Annotated in this window: 18 protein-coding genes; 15 read left to right on the top strand and 3 right to left on the bottom strand. The window is 59.7% G+C overall.

The features are described 5' to 3' along the window. The first annotated feature begins 90 nt into the window (after nt 1-90). The gene (gene ftsB / locus AB4O12_RS00155) at nt 91-369 is read left to right on the top strand and encodes a cell division protein FtsB (protein WP_016771460.1); all 279 of its coding nucleotides are present in this window, start codon (nt 91-93) and stop codon (nt 367-369) included. Beyond that, complete coding sequence (gene ispD, locus AB4O12_RS00160) at nt 366-1,073, top strand: 2-C-methyl-D-erythritol 4-phosphate cytidylyltransferase (RefSeq protein ID WP_460060052.1); 708 nt, start codon at nt 366-368, stop codon at nt 1,071-1,073. The genes ftsB and ispD overlap by 4 nt, the downstream gene beginning before the upstream one ends. 132 nt (nt 1,074-1,205) lie before the next feature. Here ispD and AB4O12_RS00165 read toward each other — a convergent pair whose 3' ends face one another. Further along, nucleotides 1,206-2,102 (bottom strand): LysR substrate-binding domain-containing protein, encoded by an 897-nt coding sequence (locus AB4O12_RS00165; RefSeq protein WP_460060053.1) that lies wholly within the window; start codon nt 2,100-2,102, stop codon nt 1,206-1,208. Nucleotides 2,103-2,218: 116 nt separating this feature from the next. Here AB4O12_RS00165 and AB4O12_RS00170 point away from each other — a divergent pair, with 116 nt between their 5' ends. From AB4O12_RS00170 to rpoS, 8 genes are all read left to right on the top strand, one after another. Next, nucleotides 2,219-3,331, top strand: coding sequence for an S-(hydroxymethyl)glutathione dehydrogenase/class III alcohol dehydrogenase (locus AB4O12_RS00170; protein WP_110600129.1), 1,113 nt, complete (start codon nt 2,219-2,221; stop codon nt 3,329-3,331). An 88-nt stretch (nt 3,332-3,419) separates the two neighbouring features. Then, nucleotides 3,420-4,265: an S-formylglutathione hydrolase gene (fghA, locus tag AB4O12_RS00175; protein ID WP_056783229.1), complete on the top strand. Its 846-nt coding sequence runs from the start codon at nt 3,420-3,422 to the stop codon at nt 4,263-4,265. A 43-nt stretch (nt 4,266-4,308) separates the two neighbouring features. After that, nucleotides 4,309-4,782: a 2-C-methyl-D-erythritol 2,4-cyclodiphosphate synthase gene (ispF, locus tag AB4O12_RS00180; RefSeq protein WP_016771456.1), complete on the top strand. Its 474-nt coding sequence runs from the start codon at nt 4,309-4,311 to the stop codon at nt 4,780-4,782. Further along, nucleotides 4,779-5,837 (top strand): tRNA pseudouridine(13) synthase TruD, encoded by a 1,059-nt coding sequence (truD, locus tag AB4O12_RS00185; RefSeq protein ID WP_375123193.1) that lies wholly within the window; start codon nt 4,779-4,781, stop codon nt 5,835-5,837. Before ispF ends, truD begins: the two co-directional genes overlap by 4 nt. Further along, nucleotides 5,825-6,574 (top strand): 5'/3'-nucleotidase SurE, encoded by a 750-nt coding sequence (gene surE, locus AB4O12_RS00190; protein ID WP_024011837.1) that lies wholly within the window; start codon nt 5,825-5,827, stop codon nt 6,572-6,574. The genes truD and surE overlap by 13 nt, the downstream gene beginning before the upstream one ends. A gap of 38 nt (nt 6,575-6,612) precedes the next feature. After that, entirely contained in the window at nt 6,613-7,248 is a 636-nt protein-coding gene (locus AB4O12_RS00195; protein ID WP_160768345.1) for a protein-L-isoaspartate(D-aspartate) O-methyltransferase, read from the top strand. A 211-nt stretch (nt 7,249-7,459) separates the two neighbouring features. Beyond that, entirely contained in the window at nt 7,460-8,329 is an 870-nt protein-coding gene (locus AB4O12_RS00200; protein WP_460060055.1) for a peptidoglycan DD-metalloendopeptidase family protein, read from the top strand. A 106-nt stretch (nt 8,330-8,435) separates the two neighbouring features. Beyond that, nucleotides 8,436-9,443 (top strand): RNA polymerase sigma factor RpoS, encoded by a 1,008-nt coding sequence (gene rpoS, locus AB4O12_RS00205; protein WP_016771451.1) that lies wholly within the window; start codon nt 8,436-8,438, stop codon nt 9,441-9,443. Between the two features lie 527 nt (nt 9,444-9,970). On the opposite strand, the gene fdxA is transcribed toward rpoS, so the two are convergent. After that, nucleotides 9,971-10,294: a ferredoxin FdxA gene (gene fdxA / locus AB4O12_RS00210; protein WP_056783233.1), complete on the bottom strand. Its 324-nt coding sequence runs from the start codon at nt 10,292-10,294 to the stop codon at nt 9,971-9,973. A gap of 163 nt (nt 10,295-10,457) precedes the next feature. Continuing rightward, nucleotides 10,458-13,040, bottom strand: coding sequence for a DNA mismatch repair protein MutS (mutS, locus tag AB4O12_RS00215; RefSeq protein WP_460060056.1), 2,583 nt, complete (start codon nt 13,038-13,040; stop codon nt 10,458-10,460). A 202-nt stretch (nt 13,041-13,242) separates the two neighbouring features. On the opposite strand from mutS, the gene AB4O12_RS00220 reads away from it, so the two are divergent. The 5 genes from AB4O12_RS00220 to AB4O12_RS00240 all read left to right on the top strand — a co-directional run bounded on the left by AB4O12_RS00220 (nt 13,243) and on the right by AB4O12_RS00240 (nt 17,262). After that, nucleotides 13,243-13,986 (top strand): LexA family transcriptional regulator, encoded by a 744-nt coding sequence (locus AB4O12_RS00220; protein WP_056783238.1) that lies wholly within the window; start codon nt 13,243-13,245, stop codon nt 13,984-13,986. A gap of 525 nt (nt 13,987-14,511) precedes the next feature. Next, nucleotides 14,512-14,850, top strand: coding sequence for a phage holin family protein (locus AB4O12_RS00225; RefSeq protein ID WP_024011844.1), 339 nt, complete (start codon nt 14,512-14,514; stop codon nt 14,848-14,850). A gap of 152 nt (nt 14,851-15,002) precedes the next feature. Then, nucleotides 15,003-15,587, top strand: a complete 585-nt coding sequence (locus tag AB4O12_RS00230) for a phage tail terminator protein (protein ID WP_041478098.1) — start codon at nt 15,003-15,005, stop codon at nt 15,585-15,587. Beyond that, nucleotides 15,584-15,766: a DUF2635 domain-containing protein gene (locus AB4O12_RS00235; protein ID WP_024011856.1), complete on the top strand. Its 183-nt coding sequence runs from the start codon at nt 15,584-15,586 to the stop codon at nt 15,764-15,766. Before AB4O12_RS00230 ends, AB4O12_RS00235 begins: the two co-directional genes overlap by 4 nt. Further along, entirely contained in the window at nt 15,766-17,262 is a 1,497-nt protein-coding gene (locus tag AB4O12_RS00240) for a phage tail sheath subtilisin-like domain-containing protein (protein ID WP_305382324.1), read from the top strand. The genes AB4O12_RS00235 and AB4O12_RS00240 overlap by 1 nt, the downstream gene beginning before the upstream one ends. The last annotated feature ends 29 nt before the right edge of the window (nt 17,263-17,291 follow it).

Raw genomic sequence — 17,291 nt, forward strand, 5'->3', positions numbered from 1 at the left:
AGCACAAGCCTGGATCTTTCCAGGCTTCGTGCTATCAGATGCTGCAACATTATGCGTGGCTGTCTTTTTTCACTGGATACCTGATATTCGATGCGCAGTCCTTACTGGTTGTTTCTCGTTTTGCTCTTGCTGCTGGCCGGTCTGCAGTACCGCCTGTGGGTGGGCAATGGCAGTCTGGCGCAGGTCGCCGAGCTGAAACAGCAGATCGCCGAGCAACATGCCGAGAACGAAGGCCTGCTGGAGCGCAACCGAGTGATGGACGCTGAAGTCAGCGAACTGAAAAAAGGCATGGAGACCGTTGAAGAGCGGGCTCGTCACGAACTGGGCATGGTCAAGGACGGCGAAACCCTTTACCAGTTGGCCCAATGATCGATTCCCTGCCGGCCTTCTGGGCCGTGATTCCTGCCGCGGGCGTCGGTGCCCGAATGGCCGCGGACCGTCCCAAGCAATATCTGCAACTGGGCGGGCGCACAATTCTCGAACACAGCCTCGGCTGTTTCCTCGATCACCCGAGCCTCAAGGGCCTGGTGGTCAGTCTTGCTGTTGACGATCCCTATTGGCCGAATCTGGCTTGCGTCAGCGATCCACGCATTCAGCGGGTCGGCGGCGGGGCGGAGCGTTCTGCTTCGGTGCTCAATGCCTTGCTGCATCTGCATGCGCAAGGTGCCGACGATGACGATTGGGTGCTGGTGCACGATGCGGCCCGGCCGAATCTGAGTCGCGATGATCTCGACAAGTTGCTTGCCGAACTGGCGGATGACCCGGTCGGTGGTCTGTTGGCGGTGCCCGCTCGCGACACGCTCAAACTCGTTGATAAAAACGGTCGTGTGGTTGAAACGGTGGATCGCAGTGTGATCTGGCAGGCGTATACGCCGCAGATGTTTCGCCTCGGCGCGTTGCATCGGGCGTTGGCCGACAGCCTGGTTGCGGATGCCGTGATTACCGATGAAGCTTCTGCGATGGAATGGGCCGGTCTGGCACCGCGTCTGATCGAAGGGCGGGCGGATAACCTCAAGGTGACCCGGCCGGAAGATCTGGAGTGGTTGCGCCAGCGTTGGGCGAATCGCCGCTGAGATTTGGGGTCGCTGTGGCATTGCCTTCGCGAGCAGGCTCGCTCCCACAGAGGGAATGCATTCAGCTGTCGAACTCGGTCAATTGTGGGAGCGAGCCTGCTCGCGAAAACGGTCGCACAGGCAACCAATAACTCAAAGTTTGTACTCCGGCCTTTCAGCCAGTCCCACCTTCAAATAATCCACCAACTTGCGCACCTTCGGCGACAGATGCCGCTGCTGCGGATACAACGCCCACACCGCCGTATTCGGCGGCTGATGCGCCTCCAGCAAGGAAATCAGCGCGCCACTGTGCAGATGCTCGAGCACGTAATAGTCCGGCAACTGACACAACCCGACGCCCTGAAGCGCCGCATCCAGCACCGCTTGCCCACTGTTGCAACGCCAGTTGCCCTGCACCCGTTGGGAAAATTCCCGCCCGTTCTGTTCCAGTTGCCAGATATCCGAACTGCCAATCAGGCAATTGTGCCGACTCAATTCCGACAAGCTGTGTGGGCGCCCGTGCCGTTCCAGGTAGGACGGCGATGCGCACAGGTACATTCTCCGTGGTGCCAGACGTGTCGCGACCAAGCGCGAATCTTGTAACCGTCCCAGACGGATCGCCAGATCCAGCCCTTCATGCACCAGATCCAGTTGGCGATTGCTCAGCTCGATATCGATACGCAGCTGCGGGTAAAGCCCCATGAAACGAGTCACCAGCGGCACGATAAAGCGTTCGCCATAGGCCACCGCGCAGGTCATGCGCAGCATGCCTTTCGGTTCACTGGTCAGATCGCCCACCGCGCGCAACGCTTCTTCGCGGCCGTCCTGCAGGCGCTGGCAATGTTGCAGGAAAGTCTGCCCGGCCTCTGTCAGCGTCACCCGCCGGGTGCTGCGGTAGAGCAGCCGCGTCTGCAAACGCTCTTCGAGCCGTACGATTTGTCGACTGATGTGTGAGGAAGAAACCCCAAGACGCTCGGCAGCGGCGGTGAATTGATTGCATTCGGCGACGGCAACGAACTCATCGATGCCTTCCCAGCGGTTTTCCGACACTTGGATTATCCCTGTATGGCAATAATGTTTTGCTTTGGTCCGGATTATTCCTCAGGACGCGCTGAACTACACTGTCTGTCTGCTTTTTTATTTACTGGATTCATTGGAGAGTCAGCATGATCAAGTCGCGCGCCGCCGTTGCCTTCGAGGCCAAGAAGCCGCTGGAAATCGTAGAAGTCGATGTCGCCATGCCCAAGGCCGGTGAAGTATTGCTGCGCGTCGTCGCTTCCGGGGTTTGCCACACCGATGCCTACACGTTGTCCGGTGCTGACCCGGAAGGCATCTTCCCGTCGATCCTTGGCCACGAAGGTGGCGCCATCGTTGAAGCGATCGGCGAGGGCGTGACCTCGGTTGCCGTCGGCGATCACGTCATTCCGCTGTACACCCCGGAATGCGGCCAGTGCAAATTCTGCAAGTCGGGCAAGACCAACCTCTGCCAGGCGATTCGCGCCACCCAAGGCAAGGGCCTGATGCCGGATGGCACTTCGCGCTTTTCCTACAAGGGCGAAACGATTTTCCACTACATGGGCACTTCGACGTTCTCGGAGTACACCGTACTGCCGGAAATTTCCGTAGCGAAGATCTCCAAAGACGCGCCGCTGGAGAAGGTTTGCCTGCTCGGTTGCGGCGTCACCACCGGTATCGGTGCCGTGCTCAACACCGCCAAGGTCAAACCGGGTGACACCGTAGCCATCTTCGGTCTCGGCGGTATTGGCTTGTCGGCCGTGATCGGCGCGGTGAAAGCCAAGGCTGCGCGGATCATCGCCATCGACATCAATCCAGCCAAGTTCGAAATCGCCAAACAACTCGGTGCCACCGATTGCGTGAACCCGAAAGATTACGATCGTCCGATCCAGGAAGTGATCGTCGACATGACCGATGGTGGCGTCGACTTCTCCTTCGAGTGCATCGGCAATGTGCAACTGATGCGCGCTGCGCTTGAGTGCTGCCACAAAGGCTGGGGCGAGTCGGTCATCATCGGTGTCGCCGGTGCCGGCCAGGAAATCGCTACCCGTCCATTCCAATTGGTCACCGGTCGCGTCTGGCGCGGTTCGGCGTTCGGCGGCGTGCGTGGCCGTACTGAATTGCCAAGCTACGTCGACATGGCCCAGAGCGGCGAAATCCCGCTGGATACCTTCATCACCCACACCATGGGCCTGGAAGATATCAACAAGGCGTTCGACCTGATGCACGAAGGCAAGAGCATCCGCACAGTCATTCATTTCTAAGGAGCAGCGGCAAGCTACAAGCCACAAGCTGCAAGCAGGCGCAATTCCCTCTTGCAGCTTGAAGCTCGCATCTTGCGGCTGAAGTGCTATGAATCTGGAAAACATTTCCTGTCAGAAGAGTTTTGGTGGCTGGCACAAGCGTTATCGCCATCGCTCCGAAGTGCTTGATTGCGACATGGTCTTTGCCGTGTACCTGCCGCCACAAGCGGAGCAGGGCGGCAAGCTGCCGGTGTTGTACTGGTTGTCAGGCCTGACCTGCACCGATGAGAACTTCATGCAGAAGGCCGGTGCGATGCGCATGGCTGCCGAGCTCGGGTTGATCATCGTCGCCCCGGATACCAGTCCGCGTGGCGCGGATGTCCCGGATGATGCCGACAAAGCTTGGGATTTCGGTCTCGGCGCCGGGTTTTATCTGAACGCCACGCAGGAACCGTGGGCGCGGCACTATCAGATGCATGACTATGTCGTGCAGGAACTGCCTGCTCTGGTCGAAGCGCATTTCCCCGCTTCCGACAAACGCAGTATCAGCGGTCACTCCATGGGCGGCCACGGCGCATTGGTCTGCGCGCTGCGCAATCCCGGGCGTTATCAGTCAGTGTCGGCGTTCTCGCCGATTACCCATCCAATCGATTGCCCGTGGGGTCAGAAGGCCTTTTCCAACTATTTGGGCGAAGACCGTTCGAAGTGGAAGGAGTGGGACGCCTGTGTGCTGATCGCAGAGGCGACGGAGAAGTTGCCGTTGCTGGTCGATCAAGGTGATCGTGACGATTTCCTCGCCACCCAGCTGAAACCCGAAGCCCTGCAACACGCCGCAAAACAAGCGGGGCATCCGCTGGAGCTGCGCCTGCAACCGGGCTACGACCACAGCTATTTCTTCATCTCAAGCTTCATTGACGACCACTTGCAGCATCACGCACGCGCTCTGCGCGGTTAATGCAGGTAGAATCACGCCCTGACAAAAATCGGGGCGTTTTTTTATGCGTATTGGCCACGGCTACGATGTGCACCGTTTCGCTGAAGGCGATTTCATTACTCTGGGCGGCGTGCAGATTGCACACAGCTTCGGGCTGCTCGCTCATTCCGACGGTGACGTCCTGCTGCACGCCTTGAGCGATGCCTTGCTCGGCGCGGCGGCGCTGGGTGATATCGGCAAACACTTCCCGGACACCGATCCGCAATTCAAGGGCGCCGACAGCCGTGTGCTGTTGCGTCATGTGGTCAGTCTGATCCACGCCAAGGGCTGGAAAGTCGGCAACGTCGACAACACCATCGTTGCCCAGGCGCCAAAAATGGCGCCGCATATCGAATCGATGCGCGCGCTGATCGCGGCGGATCTTCAAGTTGAGTTGGATCAAGTGAACGTCAAAGCTACCACCACCGAAAAGCTTGGCTTTGTCGGTCGCGAAGAAGGCATCGCCGTGCACTCCGTTGCCTTGTTGCTGCGCGCATGAATGAACTGCAATTACTCGGCTCACGGGCCTATGGCGAACCCCTCGGCACAGCGGTACTGAAAGCCATCGCCGAAGATTTCCAGGTCGATGAAGTGCTGGATATTCCGTTCAGCGGTGACGGCGAACACCTGTGGATCTGGGTGGAAAAGCGCGGCCTCAATACCGAAGAAGCGGCGCGGCGTATTGCCAAGGCAGCCGGCGTGCCGTTGCGTACCGTCAGCTATGCCGGGCTGAAGGACCGTCAGGCCCTGACCCGACAGTGGTTCAGCGTGCAGTTGCCGGGCAAGGCCGATCCGGATCTGTCGGCCGCGGAAAACGACACGCTGAAGATCCTCAAGACCACGCGCCACAAGCGCAAGCTGCAACGCGGTGCGCATTCGGCCAACGGTTTCACCCTGCGCCTGACGCAATTCAATGGCGACAAAGATGCGATTGAACAGCGGCTGCAACTGATCGCCAAACAAGGCATCCCCAATTATTTCGGCGCCCAGCGCTTCGGCCATGACGGCGGCAACGTTGTCGATGCCCGGGCGTGGGCGGCGCGCAAGGCTTTGCCGGAACAGCGCAATGTGCGTTCGCGGTTGCTGTCGACGGCGCGTAGCTTTCTGTTCAACCAGGTGCTCGCGGCGCGCGTCGCCGAAGGCACCTGGAACACCGCGCTGGTTGGCGATCTGCTGGCCTTCACCGACAGCCGCAGCTTTTTCCCGGCCGGCGAAGCCGAATGCAGCGACCCGCGTCTGGCAATTCTCGACCTGCACCCGACCGGTCCGCAGTGGGGCGAAGGTGACTCGCCCACCGCTGGCGCAGTCCATGAACTGGAGCAGGCGATCGCCGCCCGCGAAGCGGATCTGCGCGACTGGTTGATCCACGCCGGCATGAGCCATGAACGTCGCATCCTGCGGCTGCCCATTGGCGGGTTGACGTGGCATTATCCCCAACCTGACATTCTGCAACTGGAATTCGTCCTCCCGGCCGGATGCTTTGCCACCGTATTGGTGCGCGAGCTCGTTGATCTGGTGCCGGTGGGGCAGACGGACAGCCCATGCGTATTCTGATTTCTAACGACGATGGGGTAACCGCGCCCGGTCTCGCCGCGCTTTATGCTGCGCTGGCGGATTACACCGAATGCGTGGTTATCGCCCCGGAGCAGGACAAAAGCGGCGCCAGCAGTTCGCTGACGCTCGACCGTCCGCTGCACCCGCAATACCTGGCGAACGGCTTTATCAGCCTCAACGGCACACCGACCGATTGCATTCACCTGGGCCTTAACGGCTTGCTTGAGCGCGAAGCGGACATGGTGGTATCCGGCATTAATCTGGGCGCCAATCTTGGTGACGACGTGCTGTATTCCGGAACCGTGGCGGCAGCGCTGGAAGGACGATTTCTCGAGCGCCCATCTTTTGCCTTCTCACTGGTTTCGCGTCAGGTGGACAATCTGCCGACTGCGGCCTACTTTGCGCGCAAACTGGTCGAGGCCCACGCCGGGCTGGATCTGCCACCGCGCACGGTGCTCAACGTGAACATCCCCAATCTGCCCATCGATCACATCCGTGGCATTCAGTTGACCCGCCTCGGTCATCGCGCCCGCGCGGCGGCGCCGATGAAAGTGGTCGATCCGCGCGGCAAGGCCGGTTACTGGATTGCCGCTGCCGGCGACGCTGAAGACGGCGGCCCGGGCACCGATTTTCATGCCGTGATGCAGGGCTATGTGTCCATCACGCCGTTGCAGCTCGATCGCACTTTCAATGATGCCTTCAGAAGTCTGGATGGCTGGCTGGGAGGGCTGAGCTGATGCGCGAACACGACGACCGCCTGCGCAGCGGCATAGGCATGACCTCCCAACGTACGCGCGAGCGCCTGATCCAGCGTCTATATGAAGAAGGCGTGTCGAACGCCAAGGTGCTGGAAGTGATCCGCCGCACGCCGCGTCATCTGTTTGTCGACGAGGCGCTGGCGCATCGCGCTTATGAAGACACCGCGCTGCCGATCGGCAACAACCAGACCATTTCCCAGCCTTATATGGTGGCGCGCATGAGCGAGCTGCTGCTAGAGGCCGGCCCGCTGGATAAAGTGTTGGAGATCGGCACCGGTTCCGGCTACCAGACGGCGGTGTTGTCGCAACTGGTCGAACGGGTGTTTTCGGTCGAACGCATCAAGGTGCTGCAGGACCGCGCCAAGGAGCGCCTGGTCGAGCTGAACCTGCGCAACGTGGTGTTTCGCTGGGGCGATGGCTGGGAAGGCTGGCCGGCGCTGGCACCATACAACGGCATCATCGTCACCGCCGTTGCCACCGATGTACCGCAGGCTTTGCTGGATCAACTGGCCCCCGGTGGGCGCATGGTAATTCCGGTTGGCTCGGGTGAAGTGCAACAACTGATGCTGATCGTGCGCGAGGAACATGGCTTTTCCCGACACGTTCTGGGCGCTGTGCGTTTCGTGCCGTTGCTCAACGGGCCACTGGCCTGAGCATTTGCAAACAGGGCTGAATTCCTTTCAACGGCGCCGGTCTTACACCGGCAGCCAGAGTTTAAACGCAGCGTACTTGCCCCTGGCAAACGTGTGCGTCCGGTGATTTCGCTTCATTAAAGGTAAAGCCGGTTCGGCCCGTTATACTTGCGACACCTCATGCCGCAATGCGGCATTCAGAATTTTTCAGCCACCACAAAGGGAGCGGCGGGTGAGTCTCACAGTCATTGCGCAGCGTATGGGTAACACGAGCTTTCAGCGCCTGGTGACTGGCCTTGTCTTGAGCACCTTGCTGGTCGGTTGCTCCAGCACCAAATCGAGCAACGTGCGCGTTGTTGATCGCAACAATGCGGTGGCGCAACGTCCTACCGTTACCACCGGGCAGTATGTAGTCCGTCCCGGCGATACCTTGTTTTCGATCGCCTTTCGTTACGGCTGGGACTACAAAACCCTCGCCGCACGGAACAATATTCCTACGCCGTATACGATCCATCCGGGTCAGACAATTCGCTTCGACGGGCGCAGCGGTTCAACGCCGACAGCGGTGGTGAGCAACTCCAGTTCCTCGCCTTCTTCGTCGAGTAAAACCACGGTAATCCGGCGCCAGGCGAATGGCACCACAACCACTACAACCACCGGTTCCAAAGGGGTTGTACCGTCCGTCGCGAGCAAACCTGCACCCGTTCCACTGCCTCCGGCAGGCCCGGCCCCGACCGGCTGGGGATGGCCATCTAATGGCGTTCTGATTGGAAAATTCTCTTCAAACGGTAGTTTGAATAAAGGAATTGATATCGCCGGAGATTTGGGACAGCCTGTTTTAGCTGCGTCTGATGGGACGGTCGTATACGCCGGGAGTGGCTTAAGGGGCTACGGCGAATTGGTCATCATCAAACACAGCGAAACCTACGTCAGTGCTTACGGACATAACCGCAGGCTGTTGGTTCGGGAGGGGCAGCAGGTCAAGGTCGGACAGACAATTGCCGAAATGGGGTCAACGGGTACAGACCGGGTGAAACTGCATTTTGAGATTCGCCGCCAAGGTAAACCTGTGGATCCGCTGCAGTTCCTGCCAAGACGTTGATTTGAAGGCCAGCCTGTTCCGTCGCGTAGAGGGGACAGGCTCCAGCGTTGCCAAGGATAAAGGCGTCGCTTGAGCTTGGGGTCGAACTCACCAAAGGACTATAACAATGGCTCTCAGTAAAGAAGTGCCGGAGTTTGACATCGACGATGAGGTTCTCCTTATGGAGACCGGCATCGATTCGGATTCGATGTTGAATGATGAAGGGGCTGCTCCACCTTCCGTTCGTTCCAAATCCAGACACTCCGCCACACTCAAACAACATAAATACATCGACTACACTCGGGCACTTGATGCCACGCAGCTGTATCTCAACGAAATCGGCTTTTCCCCTCTGCTCTCCCCGGAAGAAGAAGTTCATTTTGCGCGCTTGTCGCAAAGTGGCGATCCGGCCGGGCGCAAGCGCATGATCGAAAGTAACCTGCGGCTGGTGGTCAAGATCGCCCGGCGTTACGTCAATCGGGGGCTGTCGCTGCTGGATCTGATCGAAGAGGGCAACCTCGGATTGATCCGCGCGGTGGAAAAGTTCGATCCCGAGCGCGGCTTCCGCTTCTCGACCTACGCCACGTGGTGGATCCGTCAGACCATCGAACGCGCGATCATGAATCAGACCCGGACCATCCGGTTGCCGATTCACGTGGTCAAGGAGCTCAACGTGTACCTGCGGGCCGCACGGGAGCTGACGCAAAAGCTCGACCACGAACCTTCACCCGAAGAAATCGCCAACCTGCTGGAAAAACCGGTGGGGGAGGTCAAGCGCATGCTGGGCCTCAACGAAAGGGTTTCTTCGGTCGACGTCTCGCTGGGTCCGGATTCGGATAAAACCCTGCTGGACACACTCACTGACGATCGTCCGACCGATCCGTGCGAACTGCTGCAGGACGATGACCTGTCGCAGAGCATCGATCAATGGCTGTCGGAGCTGACCGACAAGCAGCGCGAGGTGGTGATTCGCCGCTTCGGCCTGCGTGGTCACGAAAGCAGCACGCTGGAAGATGTCGGCCTGGAGATCGGCCTGACCCGCGAGCGGGTACGGCAGATTCAGGTGGAAGGGCTCAAGCGCCTTCGCGAGATCCTTGAAAAGAACGGCCTGTCGAGCGAGTCGCTGTTTCAATAAGCGCCTTATCCTCCGCCCGCAAAAGCCCCGGCTGATTCGATCAGTCGGGGCTTTTTTGTTTTTCGCGTGCAGCAAATCGGGCTTTCGGCAGCCACCAGACAAGCGGTCGTCAATTTCTGAATTTGTAGTCTCGCGCTGTAAGCCTTTGCTTACTGTGTCGTAAGTGTTCGTTATTTTTACACTTCGGTGGAAGGCGATCGCGCTCACTCTCAGTGAGCAACTTTTTGATTTTGTTAATTATTTCGTAAATGTTATGTCCTTGTGACAGAGCGCGCGTACGCCGTGGGCCAATTGCTCGTCTCCAGAAACTCTCTAATATCTCAACTGTGTCGACGGACAGACACGCCCTTCACGGAAGAGGGGAACGGACATCGCAGGAGGCGATTCATCAGGACGATGAAAAGGACTACAGGGAATAGGGAAAAAATGTGGGCGGGTCATACCGCCCCTTTTTTCGTCTGCAGAAAAGTAAAACCTGCAAAAGCAAAAAGGCCCGCAAGGGGCCTTTCAGTCGAGCTCGGGGTAGATCAGCGTTCGAGGTGTTTGATCTTGTTCGGCTGGCCATCCCACTCTTCGGCATCCGGCAGCGATTCTTTTTTCTCGGTGATGTTCGGCCAGATATCCGCCAGCTCGGCATTGAGCTCGATGAAGTTTTCCATGCCGCTTGGGATCTCGTCTTCCGAGAAGATCGCCACAGCCGGGCATTCTGGTTCACACAGCGCGCAGTCGATGCACTCGTCCGGGTGAATCACCAGGAAGTTCGGGCCTTCGTAAAAGCAGTCCACCGGACAGACTTCTACGCAGTCGGTGTACTTGCACTTGATGCAGTTGTCGGTGACGACGAAGGTCATTTCTAATTTTCTCCTCAGGCGGCGGCAGCGTTGCCCCTTCACGGTTGGGGTCGCCAGGTTCGGGAGCGATACCTGCTGACCAGGCTATGAGCCAGCAGCATCCCGAACCGCGCGAGATTCTAACAGCTTGAAGCGAATTGCGTTATATCCGCTTCTTCAGTGCTTATATCCGGTTCTTCAGTGCATAGAGCATTTCCAGCGCACGGCGTGGCGTCATGTCGTCCAGATCCACTTTCGCCAATTCATCGAGCACCGGATGTGGCAGTGAGGCGAACATGTCGCTTTGCTGCGGTGTCGACGGCTTGCCCTTGGCCGCCGGTTTCGGCGCCTCGTGGGGCAGGGCAGTGTCTTCCAGGCGACTCAGATGCTCGCGCGCTCGCAGAATCACCTCGCTCGGCACGCCGGCCAGTTGTGCGACTGCCAAGCCATAGCTCTGACTGGCAGGCCCAGGCAGAACATGGTGCAGGAACACGATCCGTTCGTTGTGCTCGGTGGCATTGAGATGCACGTTAGCGACAAGAGGTTCGGCTTCCGGCAGCACGGTCAGCTCAAAATAGTGCGTAGCAAACAGGGTGTAGGCGCGCAAATGGGCCAAGCGCTCGGCCGCCGCCCACGCCAGCGACAGACCGTCAAAGGTGCTGGTACCGCGCCCGACTTCGTCCATCAGGACCAGACTGCGCTCGGTCGCGTTATGCAGGATGTTGGCGGTTTCGCTCATCTCGACCATGAAGGTCGAGCGACCGCCGGCCAGATCATCGCTTGAGCCGATACGGGTGAAGATGCGGTCGACCAGCGACAGCTCGCAACTGGCGGCCGGCACGAAACTGCCAATATGCGCTAGCAACACGATCAACGCGGTTTGCCGCATGTAAGTGGATTTACCGCCCATGTTCGGGCCGGTGATGACCAGCATGCGCGTATTGTCGTCCAGGCTCAGATCGTTGGCCACGAACGGCGTGGTCAGCACTTGCTCAACCACAGGGTGACGACCCCGGGTGATGCGCATGCACGGCTCGCTGACGAAACGCGGGCAATTGAGGTCGAGATTCAGCGCACGCTCGGCAAGGTTGCTCAGCACATCCAGTTCGGCCAATGCGCCGGCGGTGTCCTGCAGCGGTGGCAGCTGGCTGATCAAGTCTTCGAGCAGCGCCTCGTAAAGCATTTTTTCCCGGGCCAGCGCGCGACTCTTGGCGGACAGTGCCTTGTCTTCGAATTCTTTCAGCTCGGGCGTGATGAAGCGCTCGGCGCCTTTGAGCGTCTGCCGGCGGATATAGTCGGCCGGCGCCGATTCAGCCTGCTTGCTCGGCAATTCGATGAAGTAGCCGTGGATACGGTTGTAGCCGACTTTGAGGTTGGCCAGACCAGTACGGGCTTTCTCCCGGGCTTCGAGATCGATGAGGAACTGGCCGGCGTTTTCGCTCAGTGATTGCAGTTCGTCGAGTTCGCTGTCGTAACCGGTTTTCAGCACGCCGCCGTCACGGATCACCGCTGGCGGATTGTCGATGATGGCTTTTTCCAGCAATGCGGCCAGTTCCGGATAGGTGCTGGTGGTGGCCGCCAGATGCTGCAGGTGCGGCGCTTCCAGATCGGTCATCGCCACTTGCAGTTCGGGCAGTGCACCGAGAGCGTCACGCAGACGCGCAAGGTCACGTGGTCGTGCATTGCGCAGACCGATACGCGCCAGAATCCGCTCGATGTCGCCGATTTCCTTGAGCTGCGGTTGCAGCTTTTCGAAGCGATAGCCGTCGAGCAGGCAGCGGATCGAAGTCTGGCGTGCCAGCAGCACGGTGAGGTCGCGCAACGGCCGGTTCAGCCAGCGGGTCAGTAAACGGCTGCCCATGGCGGTCTGGCAGCGATCGACCACCGATTGCAGCGTGTTGTCGCGGCCACCGGCCAGATTGGTGTCGAGTTCCAGATTGCGCCGGCTGGCGCCGTCGAGCACCACGGTGTCATCGAGACGTTCGTGACGCAGGCTACGCAAATGGGGCAGGGCAGTGCGCTGGGTTTCCTTGGCGTAGGCCAACAGGCAACCGGCAGCGCCAATGGCCAGGGTCAGGTTCTCGCAGCCGAAGCCTTTCAGGTCTTGGGTGGAAAACTGCTGGCAGAGACTTTTCAGCGCCGAATCGCGCTCGAAATCCCACGGCGCGCGACGGCGTACGCCACGGCGTTTTTCCGCCGGCAGGTCTTTCGGCCAGTCATCCGGAATCAGCAATTCCACCGGGTTGACCCGCTCCAGTTCGGCGAGCAGGTTTTCCCAGCCTTTGATCTCGAGCACGGTGAAGTTGCCGCTGGTGATGTCCAGCACCGCCAGACCGAATAGTCGCTCGTCGCCCAACACCGCTGCGATCAGGTTATCGCGGCGTTCATCCAGCAGCGCCTCGTCACTGACCGTCCCCGGCGTGATGATCCGTACGACCTGGCGCTCCACCGGGCCTTTGCTGGTGGCCGGGTCGCCGACTTGCTCGCAAATCACTACCGATTCGCCGAGCTTGACCAGTTTCGCCAGGTAACCTTCCGCCGCATGGTAGGGAATCCCACACATCGGAATCGCCTGGCCCGCCGACTGCCCGCGCGCGGTCAGGGTGATGTCCAGCAATTTGGCGGCTTTCTTCGCATCTTCGTAGAAGATTTCGTAGAAATCGCCCATGCGATAGAACATCAGCTGGTCCGGGTGCTGATTCTTCAGGCGCCAGTATTGCTGCATCATCGGAGTGTGGGAGGACAGGTCGGAGACGGCTTTATTCATCGGATTGTCGGGCAACTCGTTAAAAGATGTAGGGCAAAGCGCGGGCAGTGGCCGGGCTTTTCCGCGATGGGCGCAAGGTTACCATGGCCAGTCTGCCCGACGCAGGCGCTGCGGTCGGGTGAGCATTTATTGGCAGGGAAAAGTTGATCTATGCACGATTTATGCAAATCAGCATTTGTCTTCACGAAAAACTTCAAGCACTATGCGCGTTATGCAAAAACGCAACGTTTCCTCCGTTTTAAGAGCACTGCTCGACCAGCACGGGATCTCCCCCACGGAGCTCCACCGTCGCACCGGCGTGCCTCAATCAACGCTCTCGCGGATTCTCAGCGGGAAGATTGTCGATCCTTCGGATAAACACATCTCGAAGATCGCTGAATATTTCAACGTCAGCACCGATCAGTTGCGCGGGCGCGCGGATGTCGCACCAACGGCGGCCGGCACGCGCGCTGACGTGCATGCGGAACTCAAGGACATAAGCCTGTGGGACGACGACACCCCCGTCGATGACGACGAGGTGTCGGTGCCCTTTCTACGTGAGGTTGAATTGGCTGCTGGATCAGGAAGATTCGTCATCGAAGAGAGCGAGCGCTCCAGCCTGCGCTTCGGCAAACGCAGCCTGCGCCACAACGGTGTGCAGTTCGACCAGGCCAAATGCGTGACGGTGCGCGGCAACAGCATGTTGCCGGTTCTGCGCGATGGCGCCACCGTCGGCGTCAATGCCGGCAAGTGCGGCATCGGCGACATCATCGATGGCGACCTGTATGCGATCAATCACAACGGCCAATTGCGCGTGAAGCAACTCTATCGCCTGCCCACCGGCATCCGTCTGCGCAGCTTCAATCGAGACGAGCATCCAGATGAGGACTACAGCTTCCAGGAAATCCAGGAAGAGCAGATCGTCATCCTCGGTCACGTCTTCTGGTGGGGCATGTACGCCCGCTGACTCTTGTTCATCCAACTGAAACCTGCCCCTCGGCAGGTTTTTTTCGCCTGCAGAAATCTCCCCACCCCTTGGCCCGCTTGGGTTTCATGCATATGCGCAAATTTAATGCATAAATAAATGCATTTACGCATTGACTGTATATGCATCCATGCATATTCTTGCCACCAAGCCGCTCGACAAAGCGGCTGGCAAGACAAGCTCTTTAGTTCCACAAGAACAGGCAGCGATGAACCGGCCTCAACGGTTCAGAGGGTTGGCAACTGACCCGGGTGTGCAGCGTAAAGCACCAGAAGCAGTTATCCGGCGGGCAGGGACCGCGGTCGGAAAAACAATCTGAATGGACTCGTACCGCGCCAGTAGCGCCGAAAAGTCAGCTTCCTTCTCGAACACAGGATTGGAAGGAAGGCGAAGGAGCGCATTACTGAAAAGCCCGGTGTGCAAGCGCCGGGCTTTTTGGAATGCCTGCCTCAAGAGAAACCGTTTGAACCCAACCCATCACTCATCAATCACCCACGGAGGCGTGACATGACAAACGAGCAACAAGCGTTGGCGGACATGCCGATCTGGCTGGTCATCCTCCTCGCTGTCGTCGGCGGGGTGTCCGGCGAAATGTGGCGCGCCGACAAGGAGGGCGCCCGCGGCTGGTCACTTGTGCGGCGTCTGGCTCTGCGTTCCGGCGCCTGCATGATCTGCGGCGTGTCAGCGATCATGCTGCTGTATGCCGCCGGCATGTCGATCTGGGCCGCTGGCGCGTTTGGCTGCCTGACGGCGATGGCCGGCGCTGATGTCGCTATAGGTCTTTACGAACGCTGGGCGGCCAAGCGTATCGGCGTCTGCGAAGTGCCGCCGCGCGACCAGCCTTAACTCTTTACGCATAGCCCTATGCGAGCGAGCCTGCTCGCGAAAGGGACGTCAGCTTCAGTATCGATGTGACTGATCGACCGCTTTCGCGAGCAGGCTCGCTCCCACAGGGACTGCGGCGTTCACTGTAATTTCTCTTACTTCGGAACACCCCCATGAAGATCACCCCGATCCTCACGCAACTGCGTGGGCAATGCCCTGGCCTTGCCAATCATATTTCGGTGGGTGTCGATCTGGCGTTGCTGCAAGGCAACCCCGATCTACCGACGCCCTCGGCTCACGTACTGCCGCTGGCCGATCTGGCCAGTCCTGGCACCACCCAAAACCTCACCACCCAACCGATCCGCGAGCGCTTCGAAATCGTTCTGGTGCTTGACGCTACCGACGCGACAAAAGCGCTGGATGGGTTGCACGACCTGCGCGCCGAACTGTGGCGCGCGCTGGTGGGGTTCAAACCCGATTCCGACTACAGCGCCATCGTCTACGACGGCGGCGAGATGGTCTCGATCAACAGCAGCCGCGCCTTCTATCGGCTGCGTTTTTATGCCGAGTTCCAGCTCGGCCGCAATCTGCCAAGTCAGCCTGCGGAGAGTTGGCACGAGCGCGAACTGGACGCTTTGTCGTCCTTTACCGGGATGACGGTGCGGGTCGATGCGATCGATCCGGCCGACCCCAATCTGCAACGCCCGGGTCCGGATGGCCGGGTGGAAATGACTTTCTCTGGAGACGTAACCCCATGAGCAACCGCATCACCGTAGTGCCGGCCGCTGGCCGTGTCGTACCTGACCCGGAGGCCGGCGACTTGCTGCCGGCCGCAGGCCGTGAAGTGCTGGACAGCGCCTGGTGGCGCCGGCGTCTGGCCGACGGCGATATCACACTCAAAACCGCAAAAGCGGCTAAACCACAGGGAGCCAAATAATGGCGATCGGATTCAGCAACATCCCGGCGGACATTCGTGTGCCGCTGTTCTATGCCGAAATGGACAACTCGGCCGCCAACAGCGCGACCTCGGCCATGCGCCGTTTGATCGTCGCGCAGGTCAACGACAATATTGCCCCGACTGAGGTCGGCAAACTGGTGCTGGTTTCCAGCGTGGCGCTGGCGAAAAGCATCGGCGGCCAGGGCTCGATGCTCGCTTCGATGTACGAGACCTTCCGCAAGGCTGACCCGATCGGCGAGATCTGGTGCCTGCCGCTGCACAACACCGAAGGCGCCATCGCCAAGGGTGTGTTGACCCTGACCGGTACCGCGACTCAAGCGGGCATGCTCAATCTATATGTCGGCGGCGTGCGCGTGCAGGCCACCGTGGTCAATGGCGCCACCGCCGCTCAAGCGGCCACGGCACTGGCGCAGAAAATCAACGCCACTGCCGACCTGCCAGTCAGCGCAGCCACTGCCGAAGGCGTGGTCACCCTGACCGCCAAATGGACCGGCGACAGCGGCAATGACATCAGCCTGCAATTCAATCGCCTGGGCAAGAGCAACGGCGAAGAAACTCCGGCCGGTCTGACCAGCGCAATCACCGCCATGACCGGCGGCGCCGGTGTGCCGGATCAGATCGCCGCCGTCGCGGCTCTAGGCGATGAGCCATTCGAATTCATCGCCTTGCCGTGGTCCGACCTGGCCACCCTCAACACCTGGCAAGCGGTGATGGATGACAGCACCGGGCGCTGGTCGTGGGCCAAGCAATTGTTCGGTCACGTCTACAGCGCCAAACGCGGCACGGTCGGTACGCTGGTCGCTGCCGGCCAGGCGCGCAACGATCAGCACATGACCATCCAGGCGCTGGAGCCGGGCGTACCGCAACCGTTCTGGGTACAAGCGGCGGCACTGGCTGCGCGCACGGCGGTGTTCATCTCCGCCGATGCCAGCCGTCCGACGCAAAGCGGCAGCCTGCCGGGTGTTGACCCGGCGCCGGCCAGCGAGCGCTTCACCCTGACCGAGCGTCAGTCGCTTCTCAACTACGGCATCGCTACTGCGTACTACGAAGGCGGTTACGTGCGCATCCAGCGTTCGATCACCACCTACCAGAAGAACGCCTACGGCCAGGCCGACAACTCCTATCTGGACAGCGAAACCATGCACCAGTCGGCGTTCATCGTGCGTCGTCTGCAAAGCGTGATCACCAGCAAATACGGACGCCACAAACTGGCCTCCGACGGTACCCGTTTCGGCGCCGGTCAGCCGATCGTCACGCCTGCGACCATTCGCGGCGAGCTGATTGCGCAGTACGCCAAGCTAGAGCTGGAAGGCCATGTGGAGAACGCCGAGCTGTTCGCCGAACACCTGATCGTCGAGCGCGACGTGCAGGACCCGAGCCGCGTGAACGTGCTGTTCCCGCCGGATTACATCAACGGCCTGCGCGTGTTCGCACTGCTCAACCAGTTCCGTCTGCAGTACGACGACGCGGCCTGATCCGCGCAGTCGGCGCTAAGCATTCAGCC

It is taken from the genome of Pseudomonas sp. S2_A05 (genome assembly GCF_054668485.1).

Coding starts and splice junctions, on each gene's coding strand:
- AB4O12_RS00230 (WP_041478098.1), top strand. CDS start 15,003: ATGAAGATCACCCCGATCCTCACGCAACTGCGTGGGCAATGCCCTGGC.
- AB4O12_RS00170 (WP_110600129.1), top strand. CDS start 2,219: ATGATCAAGTCGCGCGCCGCCGTTGCCTTCGAGGCCAAGAAGCCGCTG.
- truD (WP_375123193.1), top strand. CDS start 4,779: ATGAATGAACTGCAATTACTCGGCTCACGGGCCTATGGCGAACCCCTC.
- surE (WP_024011837.1), top strand. CDS start 5,825: ATGCGTATTCTGATTTCTAACGACGATGGGGTAACCGCGCCCGGTCTC.
- mutS (WP_460060056.1), bottom strand. CDS start 13,040: ATGAATAAAGCCGTCTCCGACCTGTCCTCCCACACTCCGATGATGCAG.
- ispD (WP_460060052.1), top strand. CDS start 366: ATGATCGATTCCCTGCCGGCCTTCTGGGCCGTGATTCCTGCCGCGGGC.
- ispF (WP_016771456.1), top strand. CDS start 4,309: ATGCGTATTGGCCACGGCTACGATGTGCACCGTTTCGCTGAAGGCGAT.
- AB4O12_RS00220 (WP_056783238.1), top strand. CDS start 13,243: ATGCGCGTTATGCAAAAACGCAACGTTTCCTCCGTTTTAAGAGCACTG.
- rpoS (WP_016771451.1), top strand. CDS start 8,436: ATGGCTCTCAGTAAAGAAGTGCCGGAGTTTGACATCGACGATGAGGTT.
- fdxA (WP_056783233.1), bottom strand. CDS start 10,294: ATGACCTTCGTCGTCACCGACAACTGCATCAAGTGCAAGTACACCGAC.
- AB4O12_RS00195 (WP_160768345.1), top strand. CDS start 6,613: ATGACCTCCCAACGTACGCGCGAGCGCCTGATCCAGCGTCTATATGAA.
- AB4O12_RS00225 (WP_024011844.1), top strand. CDS start 14,512: ATGACAAACGAGCAACAAGCGTTGGCGGACATGCCGATCTGGCTGGTC.
- ftsB (WP_016771460.1), top strand. CDS start 91: ATGCGCAGTCCTTACTGGTTGTTTCTCGTTTTGCTCTTGCTGCTGGCC.
- AB4O12_RS00235 (WP_024011856.1), top strand. CDS start 15,584: ATGAGCAACCGCATCACCGTAGTGCCGGCCGCTGGCCGTGTCGTACCT.
- AB4O12_RS00240 (WP_305382324.1), top strand. CDS start 15,766: ATGGCGATCGGATTCAGCAACATCCCGGCGGACATTCGTGTGCCGCTG.
- fghA (WP_056783229.1), top strand. CDS start 3,420: ATGAATCTGGAAAACATTTCCTGTCAGAAGAGTTTTGGTGGCTGGCAC.